The organism is Actinomycetes bacterium (assembly GCA_022599915.1).
Classification (GTDB): domain Bacteria; phylum Actinomycetota; class Actinomycetes; order S36-B12.
In genome coordinates this window covers 85827-94928 of the sequence record JAHZLH010000048.1, presented here as the reverse complement: position 1 = coordinate 94928, position 9102 = coordinate 85827, and the positions used below count along the sequence as shown (strand labels likewise).

The 9102-nt window shown below is 60.1% G+C and carries 8 protein-coding genes; 6 read left to right on the top strand and 2 right to left on the bottom strand.

Annotated elements, in window-relative coordinates; translation table 11 throughout:
- The coding region (locus tag K0U62_08095; GenBank protein MCH9801474.1) for a PDZ domain-containing protein at nucleotides 1-475 on the top strand (475 nt) is incomplete at its 5' end.
- A gap of 147 nt (nucleotides 476-622) precedes the next feature.
- The gene (locus K0U62_08090; GenBank protein MCH9801473.1) at nucleotides 623-1279 is read left to right on the top strand and encodes a peroxiredoxin; all 657 of its coding nucleotides are present in this window, start codon (nucleotides 623-625) and stop codon (nucleotides 1277-1279) included.
- A gap of 93 nt (nucleotides 1280-1372) precedes the next feature.
- Here K0U62_08090 and K0U62_08085 read toward each other — a convergent pair whose 3' ends face one another.
- Nucleotides 1373-2905 (bottom strand): gamma-glutamyltransferase family protein, encoded by a 1533-nt coding sequence (locus K0U62_08085; GenBank protein MCH9801472.1) that lies wholly within the window; start codon nucleotides 2903-2905, stop codon nucleotides 1373-1375.
- 223 nt (nucleotides 2906-3128) lie between these two features.
- Here K0U62_08085 and K0U62_08080 point away from each other — a divergent pair, with 223 nt between their 5' ends.
- The 3 genes from K0U62_08080 to K0U62_08070 all read left to right on the top strand — a co-directional run bounded on the left by K0U62_08080 (nucleotide 3129) and on the right by K0U62_08070 (nucleotide 8290).
- A complete protein-coding gene (locus K0U62_08080; protein MCH9801471.1) occupies nucleotides 3129-4403 on the top strand; it encodes an amidohydrolase in 1275 nt (424 codons plus the stop codon).
- Nucleotides 4404-4604: 201 nt separating this feature from the next.
- Nucleotides 4605-7796 (top strand): cobalamin-dependent protein, encoded by a 3192-nt coding sequence (locus K0U62_08075; protein ID MCH9801470.1) that lies wholly within the window; start codon nucleotides 4605-4607, stop codon nucleotides 7794-7796.
- Nucleotides 7793-8290 (top strand): MarR family transcriptional regulator, encoded by a 498-nt coding sequence (locus K0U62_08070; protein MCH9801469.1) that lies wholly within the window; start codon nucleotides 7793-7795, stop codon nucleotides 8288-8290. The genes K0U62_08075 and K0U62_08070 overlap by 4 nt, the downstream gene beginning before the upstream one ends.
- Nucleotides 8291-8353: 63 nt before the next feature.
- On the opposite strand, the gene K0U62_08065 is transcribed toward K0U62_08070, so the two are convergent.
- On the bottom strand, nucleotides 8354-8800 hold the full coding sequence (locus K0U62_08065; protein ID MCH9801468.1) for a hypothetical protein: 447 nt from the start codon (nucleotides 8798-8800) through the stop codon (nucleotides 8354-8356).
- A 110-nt stretch (nucleotides 8801-8910) separates the two neighbouring features.
- Between K0U62_08065 and K0U62_08060 the strand changes: the two genes are divergently transcribed.
- Nucleotides 8911-9093: a hypothetical protein gene (locus K0U62_08060; protein MCH9801467.1), complete on the top strand. Its 183-nt coding sequence runs from the start codon at nucleotides 8911-8913 to the stop codon at nucleotides 9091-9093.
- The last annotated feature ends 9 nt before the right edge of the window (nucleotides 9094-9102 follow it).

The window sequence follows — 9102 nt, the reverse complement described above, 5'->3', positions numbered from 1 at the left end:
TATTCAAACGGATGCTGCCATCAACCCCGGAAACTCCGGTGGCCCGTTGGTCGATGGCGCCGGTCGCGTGATCGGGGTGAACTCGGCGATCGCCAGCCTCGGAGGGGGGGCTGGCGGTCAAGCCGGTTCGATCGGTCTAGGCTTCGCTATTCCCATCGATACTGCGCAGCGGATTGCGGATGAACTCATCACCACGGGTAGTTCCAGCACTCCGATCATCGGGGCGCAGATCGATTCCGCCGGTGACACCGAAGGGGCCCGGATCGCTGAAGTTACGGCTGGTGGGCCAGCTGACGAAGCAGGGCTGCGTAGTGGCGATGTCATCACGGAGCTGGATGGCCGGGTGATCGCGGATTACACCGAACTGGTGGTAGCCATTCGAGATAAGGCAGTGGGCGAGGAAGTCGTGCTCACGGTGGAACGCGGATCGGGCACTGAGCAGGTCACCGTGACGCTGGGCGCTGCTGGCGAGTGACCAACCACATAGCTGGGTTGGGGAAAAGAGCCCCCGGGGGCATCGAAAGCCTCCGGGGGTTCCCTTACTCTGAGTGATCAGCCCAGGAACCGGCGGTGGGAAATGGGCTCAAACTCCGCGCTGTGCGGACTATCCTGGAGGAAAATCATGTCAGAAACCGTTCAGGCGACTCGGCTCCCGTTGATCGGGGATGAAGCGCCAGACTTCAATGTGGAGTCCACCCACGGACACATCAAGTTGTCGGACTATCGCGGCAAGTGGGTTGTACTGTTCAGCCACCCGGCCGACTTCACCCCGGTATGCACTACCGAGTTCATTGAGTTCGCTCGCCGTAACGATGAGTTCGAACAGCGCAACATTCAGTTGATCGGTAACTCGGTTGATTCAATCTTCAGCCACATCGGTTGGATCCGGTCCATCGAGGAGAACACTGGCCTGGAGGTCAAGTTCCCGGTCGTGGCTGATATCGAGATGGAGGTTGCCAGCGCCTACGGAATGATCCACACGGAGAGCAACGGCACTAACGCGGTTCGCGCTGTGTTCGTCATCGACGACAAGGGCATCATCCGCGCCCTGGTGTACTACCCGCTGAATGCCGGTCGCAATATCGACGAGATCCTGCGGTTGGTGGACGCGCTCCAAACGGTTGACCGCGAAGGGGTTTCTTGCCCGGCGAACTGGACCCCGGGTGACGACGTCGTCGTTGGTGCTCCCCGCACGACCGCTGACCTGCGTGCCCGTCTCGAGGACGACAATGTCAACCTGACTGACTGGTATTTGGCCAAGAAGCAACTGGCCAAGTAACGGGGCAGTAGGTCCGATACGAAGGGCGTCGCCAACTGTGGTGGCGCCCTTCGGGCATTTCTGCGCATGAGAGCGTCACCGTGGCTGAGGAAACTATTCGCTGGGTGGGACCACCGCTACTGCCCCATCTCGGCGAGAGTCGCCCACGGCAGTCACGCTGCCATCAGCATGCCGAGTCACGGCGTGGATGCCTCCGAAGAACAGATTGCGTTGGGTCCAACTGTTGACCTGAGCAACGTCAGCCAGAGCAGCCACCGTTTCGGCTGGCCAATCCGGCTCGAGTTGGATATCCCCCGGATTGGGGTGAATTCGGGGTGCGCCCACGGCCGTGACCACGTCTTGGTTGAGATCGATGAGGCGCAGCAAGGCCGCCAGCATTGCGGAGCGGATTCGTTCACTGCCGCCGCTACCGAGCCCCGTGACCGCGCCGTCGGCGTGAGTCACGATGGTGGGGTTCATCATCGATCCCAGCCGACTGCCTGCTGGCAGCGCGTGGAAACCACCGGGATGCAGGTCCTCTTCGCCCAGCATGTTGTTGAGGTAGATGCCGGTGCCGGGAATCACGATTCCGGAGCCGGAGCCGTTGGAGGTGGTCATCGTGGCGACCATGCCGTCACTGTCCACCACACTGATGTGCGTGGTTCCCTTGCTGACTTGGCCGATGCCAGCTGCTTCGTTTGCCCGCCGGACCTGCAGAGTTGCGTCGTTGAGCGCGGTTGCTGCGCGAACCCAGGAACCGGATGATTCATCCATGGGTGCCAGTTGTGCCAGGGCCGCAGCGACGATGGCACCGCCGAATGCCGGGGGTGAGTTGAGCGCGATACGGGCTCCCTGCCGTTCTACGACGAGCGGATCTCGTTCGGAGACCGTGTAACTGCTTAGATCTTCGGCGGTAATGTGCCCGGCCGTGTGTTCCATGAGGTCCAGCAGTGGGCTCGCATAAGCTGGCGAGTTGATTGAGGTAACGACTCCTTCACCGACTAAGTGCAAGAAGTCGCCCAGGGCGGGATTGTCGACGGTGTCGCCACTTGCAGCGTCCCCGTCGGCTGTGCGGATCAACTCATGACTCTCCGGCGTGAGTGACAGGATTTCGCGGACAAGATCCATGACCTCGGCCTGTACTGGCTCCACAACAGTGCCGCGCCGGGCCAATACTGTTGCTGGTGCAGTCACGGTCGCCAGCGGCGCGCGGCCATAGTCTTGGTGCGCAGTCAGGTAACCAGCAAGCGCTCCCGGTACCGCTACCGATCCAGGTCCCACGTGGAACTCCTGGGTGGCACCCAGGAACTCCACCACGACCGGGGTGAAATCAGCTGCTCCCGGTTCTTTCGATCCCAGTCCGGGTGCGTTTACGAAAAAGTCCAGAACTTTGACCGTCCCGTCGGGAAGTTGCAGATTGAGGAAGCCACCACCGCCGAGCGAAGTAAAGACCAGTTCGCTCACCGAGGCTGCCAACATGCCTCCGATGGCCGCGTCGACGGCGTTGCCGCCAGCCCGCAAAACCGCGACCGCAGCCAACGCGGTATCGCGGGAGCCGGCGGCCACTGCTGCACATCCGGGCGGCCCAGTGGCGATGGCCGGTTCGGCGGCCGCGGGGCTAGGCGACATTTCCGGAAGGCTGGTCACGAGCGCAAGGCTACTGACAAGAGCGCTTCGCTGCCCCGCACCACTCCCGTTGACCGACATCTACCTAGTACCGACCACTAGGCTGATCAGCGGCAGATTGATGCGGCGGGAGCTGTGATGGGATTCGAGTTCACGCCTTCGGCGGGGCGCAGCCGCGGAGTTGCGGTCAGGATCGCGGCTGGCAAGATCAGGGATCTCCGGATGGACAGGGTCGGTGGCTGAGATGACGGATTACGGTGATGTCCGCCCTCGGGGTAGCGACGACTCGGGGGCGCCAGCTCCACCTATTCCTGGCCATTCCGCACCACCCGAGATCTTGAGAGCCGTCGACGATATCTCTGCTGAGCACGAAGCCGAACTTGTCGCTTTGCGGCGACGGCTGCACGCTGAACCGGAGTTGTCGTTTGCGGAAACAGTCACGACCGAGGAAGTAGCTGAGCGGCTAATAGTGGAGGGGCTGACCCTAGAACGACTTCCTAGCGGAACGGGGCTGTCTTGCGACATCGGAGATCAAGGGGAACTGGTCGCGCTGCGAGCAGAACTCGACGCGTTGGCGATGCCCGACAGCAAAGATGTCCCTTACCGCTCGCGGCGGCGCGGCATTGCGCACGCGTGCGGTCACGATGTCCACGTGGCCATCGTTGTGGGGGCCGGCATCGTGCTCAATCGACTGCATCGCGATGGCCAGTTGCCCGGTCGAGTGCGATTAATTTTTGAACCGGGGGAAGAGCAAGTTCCCGGTGGCGCTGTTGAAGTAGTCGAACTCGGGCTACTACGTGACGTGTCGGCAATTTTTGCGGTGCACTGTGATCCCAAGTTGGAGGTCGGAGTAGCCGGAACGCGTATCGGTGCCATTACCTCGGCATCGGACAAAGTGGAGATCGAACTGACTGGACCGGGCGGTCACACCGCTCGGCCGCACCTCACTGTGGACCTCGTAGCGTTGGCCGCCCGATTGATTGAGCAACTTCCGGTGGAGCTAGAGCAGCGGATGGGTGGGCCGGAAAACTGCCGGATGGTCTTTGGTGCAGTGCACGCTGGTGCCGCCGCCAACGTCATTCCCGCCCGAGCGGAACTGGCAGGTTCGCTGCGTACTCCTGATGTCGCTGCGTGGAACGAGGCGCTGCCGGCCTTGACGGAGGCGCTGGCGGTCATTCTTGGCGATACCGGGGCCGCCTGGGATGTCAACTATGTCCGAGGGGTGCCGCCAGTCGTGAACGACGAATGGGCGGCTCGCACAGCCGCTCGATGTGTGCGCAATCTGCTCGGCGAAGAGGCATTGGTGGAGACCGAGCATTCGTGGGGTGGTGACTCGTTTGGCTGGATGACGGGTGAGGTGCCTGGCGCTTTTCTCCGGCTGGGGACGCATAACCCAGAACGTGGCGACATGCTGGATCTCCATCACAGTCGCTTCGACGTTGACGAGCGAGTAATCCTAATCGGAGTTCGGCTGTTGGTTCGTGCGGTGCTCGGCGCACTCGCTGATTTGCCCCGCTAGCGATGTCCTGAGAGCACCACCTAGGTGCGAAATAGTTAGACATCCAACATTTGGACATGCAATAGTTGGACCCAGAAGAGTCATTGGCTAGGGATAGTCGGCCGAGCTCCAGCTCCGGCTCCAGCAAGGCCAACGTCGGCACAGCTATCGCACTGCCCACGACAGCGGCCGTGAGTAGCGCGATGCAGGAGGTGGGTAGTGATGACGCTGCATCAGCCACGACAACCGATTCGAATTGTGACAGCGGCGAGCCTGTTTGACGGTCACGATGCCGCCATCAATGTCATGCGACGCATCCTGCAGGATCAGGGCGCGGAAGTGATTCATCTGGGTCACGATCGGTCAGTGCACGAGGTAGTAGTCGCTGCACTGCAGGAGGATGCGACTGCTGTTGCGATTTCCTCCTATCAGGGTGGCCATGTCGAATACTTCAGCTATCTGCGTGAGGAACTCAATCGCAGCGGTGCTGAGCACATTCGCGTCTACGGTGGCGGTGGTGGTGTCATCGTCCCGGCTGAAGTTGAGCTCCTCGCCAGCAAGGGGGTGCGCATCTTCACACCGGCGGATGGCCAGCAGTTGGGGCTACCGGTGATGATCAACAGCATCATCGTTGACTGCGACCACCCAACGAATCCTCACTTCGATCTGGAGTTGGTGCGGCAGAACCACCATCGAGACCTCGCCCGGGCCATTACTGCAGTGGAGCAGGGGCAGCCAGTCTCACTACCGCCAGCAGCTAACTCCGCTCCGGTAGTGGGCATCACTGGCACTGGCGGAGCTGGCAAGTCCTCGGTGACCGATGAACTGCTGCGTCGGCTTCAGATCGATGACGAAAACAAGTTACGGATCGCGGTGTTGGCGGTGGATCCCAGCCGACGCCGTGGCGGCGGAGCACTGTTGGGTGATCGAATCAGGTTCAACGCACTGCGGGATCAGCGGATCTACTTCCGATCAGTAGCGACTCGGAACTCAGGGGCCTCGGTGACTGACACCCTGCCAGACGTCATCGATCTGGTGAGTGGCTGTGGCTTCGATCTGGTGATCGTCGAAACACCTGGTCTCGGTCAAGGAGATACCGGGCTAGTTGATCTGGTTGACCTGTCGCTGTACGTGATGACGGCTGAATATGGTGCGGCCAGCCAACTAGAAAAGATTGGGATGTTGGACTGTGCTGATGCCGTACTGATTAACAAGTACGAGCGCTCCGGCTCTGAGGATGCCCGCCGTGACGTTGCGCGACAACTGGTGCGCAATCGCCAAGCGTTCGGTACCGACTGGCAAGAGATGCCAGTCTTTGGCACGAGCGCGGCGCAGTTCGATGATTCTGGCGTCACCCACGCTTATCGCTGGCTACGAGCAGCGCTGGTGGACCATGGCCTCCCCAGCGGGGCGGGCCTGCTGCCGACAACAACGGGTAGCGCGGCAACGGAGTTGATCCCACGTGATCGCCAGCGGTATCTCTCGCAGATCGCAACCGTCGTGCGCGGGTACCACATCAGGACGAACGAGGTTGCGGACCTGATTCGTCGGCGGGAGTCGGTGCGAACCGCAGCAGCGGAACTACCCGAGAACCCAGAGGTGCGCAACGCCCTGACCTCCCGAGCAGCTGATCTCGACTTGCAAATTCCGCAATCCGACCAGCAACTGCTCGACGGTTGGACTGATATCGAGCGGGATTACCGGCGAGATGAGTTGGTTACCTCCGCAGGCGCCCGCGAAAGTACCGTACCGCTCACCATTGAAACGTTGTCCGGCACTCGGGTGCCACGAGTGGCGCTGCCGCGGTTCAGTTCGCAAGCAGATATCTACCGCTGGCTGCGACGGGAAAACCTGCCTGGCCGATACCCGTTCACCGCCGCGGTTTTCCCTTTCCGTCGCACTGACGAGGATCCTGCCCGCATGTTTGCCGGTGAGGGAGATGCTTTTCGCACTAATCGTCGATTCCATCTCCTCGCTAGTGAACAGCCCGCCACGAGACTGTCCACCGCATTTGACTCGGTCACCCTGTACGGTCGCGATCCTGCCGAGCGGCCAGACATCTACGGCAAGGTAGGCACCGCCGGGGTGTCCATTGCGACGCTGGCTGATATGAAGGAGTTATACCGAGGCTTCGATCTCACCGACTCGGGAACAAGCGTCTCGATGACCATCAATGGGCCTGCGCCCGCGGTGCTCGCGATGTTCTTTAATACCGCGATTGATCAGCAAATCGATATTTTCCGTCAGGAGCAGGGTCGCGATCCTGATGATGACGAGCGATCTGAACTCGCAGCGCGGACGGTCAATCGGGTTCGCGGCACAGTGCAAGCCGACATTCTCAAAGAAGATCAGGGGCAGAACACCTGCCTGTTCTCCACGGAGTTCTCGCTGCGGTGCATGGCTGACGTGCAGCAGTGGTTCATTGACCACGCCGTACGGAACTTCTACTCGGTGTCGATCTCGGGCTATCATATCGCCGAAGCCGGAGCTAATCCCATTTCACAGTTGGCATTTACCTTGGCTAATGCCTTCACCTACCTCGAAATCTATCGAGCCCGTGGGATGTCAGCCGATGATGTGGCCGCGAACCTGTCCTTCTTTTTCAGCAACGGCATGGACGCCGAATATGCGGTACTGGGGCGAGTCGCGCGGCGGATTTGGGCCATCGCATTGCGTGAGGTGTACGGGGCTGATGAACGGTCGCAGCGTTTGAAGTATCACGTGCAAACGTCAGGACGATCGCTGCATGCGCAAGAGATGTCTTTCAACGATATTCGCACTACTTTGCAGGCGCTGTTAGCTAGCTATGACAACTGCAATTCGCTGCACACTAACGCTTACGATGAGGCGATTACCACCCCTACGCCGGAGTCGGTACGTCGTGCATTAGCCATCCAAATGATTATCAATCGTGAGTGGGGGTTGTCGGCGAATGAGAACCCACAACAGGGCTCATTCATCGTTGAGGAACTGACTGAGTTAGTGGAGGATGCCGTGCTTGCGGAGTTTGATCGTCTCTCCGATCGTGGCGGTGTGCTCGGTGCGATGGAGACGGGCTATCAGCGGGGCCGCATCCAAGACGAATCTTTGCGCTACGAGCAGCGCAAGCACAGTGGTGCCTTGCCGATCGTGGGTGTGAATACGTTCCTGGGTTCTGGGAGTGAGGAGGCGGAAGTTGTCCCGGAACTCATGCGGGCGACAGAAGCGGAGAAGCGCTCACAGTTGAACCGGCTGGCTACCTTCACTGACGACAACCGTGAGTCAGCGGCCCTGGCCTTGGCGGAGCTACGCCGGGTGGTCATCGCCGGCGAAAATGTCTTTGCTGAACTCATGCGTACGGTTCGGGTGTGCTCACTGGGGCAGATCACCGAGGCATTTTTCGATGTCGGCGGCCAGTATCGGCGCAACACATGAGTAATGGCGCTGGATCACCAGATCCGATCGAGCAAGCCCGCCAGAACTGGGAAGCGCACGGTTGGGAAGACGCCGCTGCTGGCATGGCGGCAACCACATCGATCATGCGTGCTCAGCAAATCATGATGGGCCGAGCTGACACGGTACTCCGCCGATTTGGCCTGACTTTTGCCCGATACGAGCTGCTGATGTTGTTGCAGTTCTCCCGCAAAGGTGAGCTGCCAATGGGTGTCATCGGCAAGCGATTGCAGGTGCACCCGGCAAGCGTTACCAGCGCGACGGATCGCCTAGAGCGGGACGGGTTGGCTCAGCGGCGACCGCATCCCCAAGATCGTCGGGCGGTGCTGGTGGCGATTACTCAGGAAGGCAAGCAGCGGGCTCGAAGCGCGACAACGGCGATAAACGAGGAAGTATTTACTGACCCGCGGCTAGTTGCTCAGGCTGAGCAGATCAGTGTTGCGTTATCAGACCTCCGCGATTCAGCAGAGGCCTGATAACGCAAAGTCGTTACGGGTTCACTGCCAACTCACGGCATCATCGCGCGCCGGCAGTTACAACTACTTGGCCTTCTTGGCGGATTTCTTCGACGCTTCCTTTGCGGACTGGCTCACGTTATCGGCGGCCTCTGCCACGGCTGACTTCGCGTCAGCGCTCATCTCGTTCCAGCCCTTTTTCGCATTGCCCATAGCTTCGTTGACACCGTCGACGGTGTCTTTCGCCGCTTGGGCAGACTTGAGCTTGGAGTTGGTCAAGAGTAGTTCGTTCTCCAAGGTGGCAACGTCTGATTCGGCTTCAGCGACGTAGGCATCCATTTTGTCCTGGACGGTCTCGGTGTAATCGCCGATGAGCGGCAGCTCGCCGATCATGTCGACCACCTTGTCGCTGGCTTGCAGCGCCTTCAACTTCGCTTTGGCTCCGGCCAACTCGGCTTCGAGTTTTTTCGATTCGGCGTACCAACTGGCAACTTTCTGCTTCGCCTTGGAGGCGGTTTCTTCAAAAGGCATGTTCCTAGGCTAGCGAATCATGATCACTTTGTTCGGTAGGAGTGGTCAACAACATTGGCTACTCTGAAAAACCTGAGGGGAAATGAACGGATTTCTGGCACATTTGGGTCATGGATTCAGCGGCCAAGGGCAACCTACTCATGTTCGCAGGTGGGATGCTGGTGTTGGGAACGTTTTGGTTGCTGCTCGCGGGGTGGGCAGAAAGCGACCCACTACGGCTAGCCCTAGGAGTGGCGTGCGGTATCGGTGCGGCTGTGGTGTTTCGCGCCTACGCCGCTCACATCAAGAAGTAATCGCAGCCA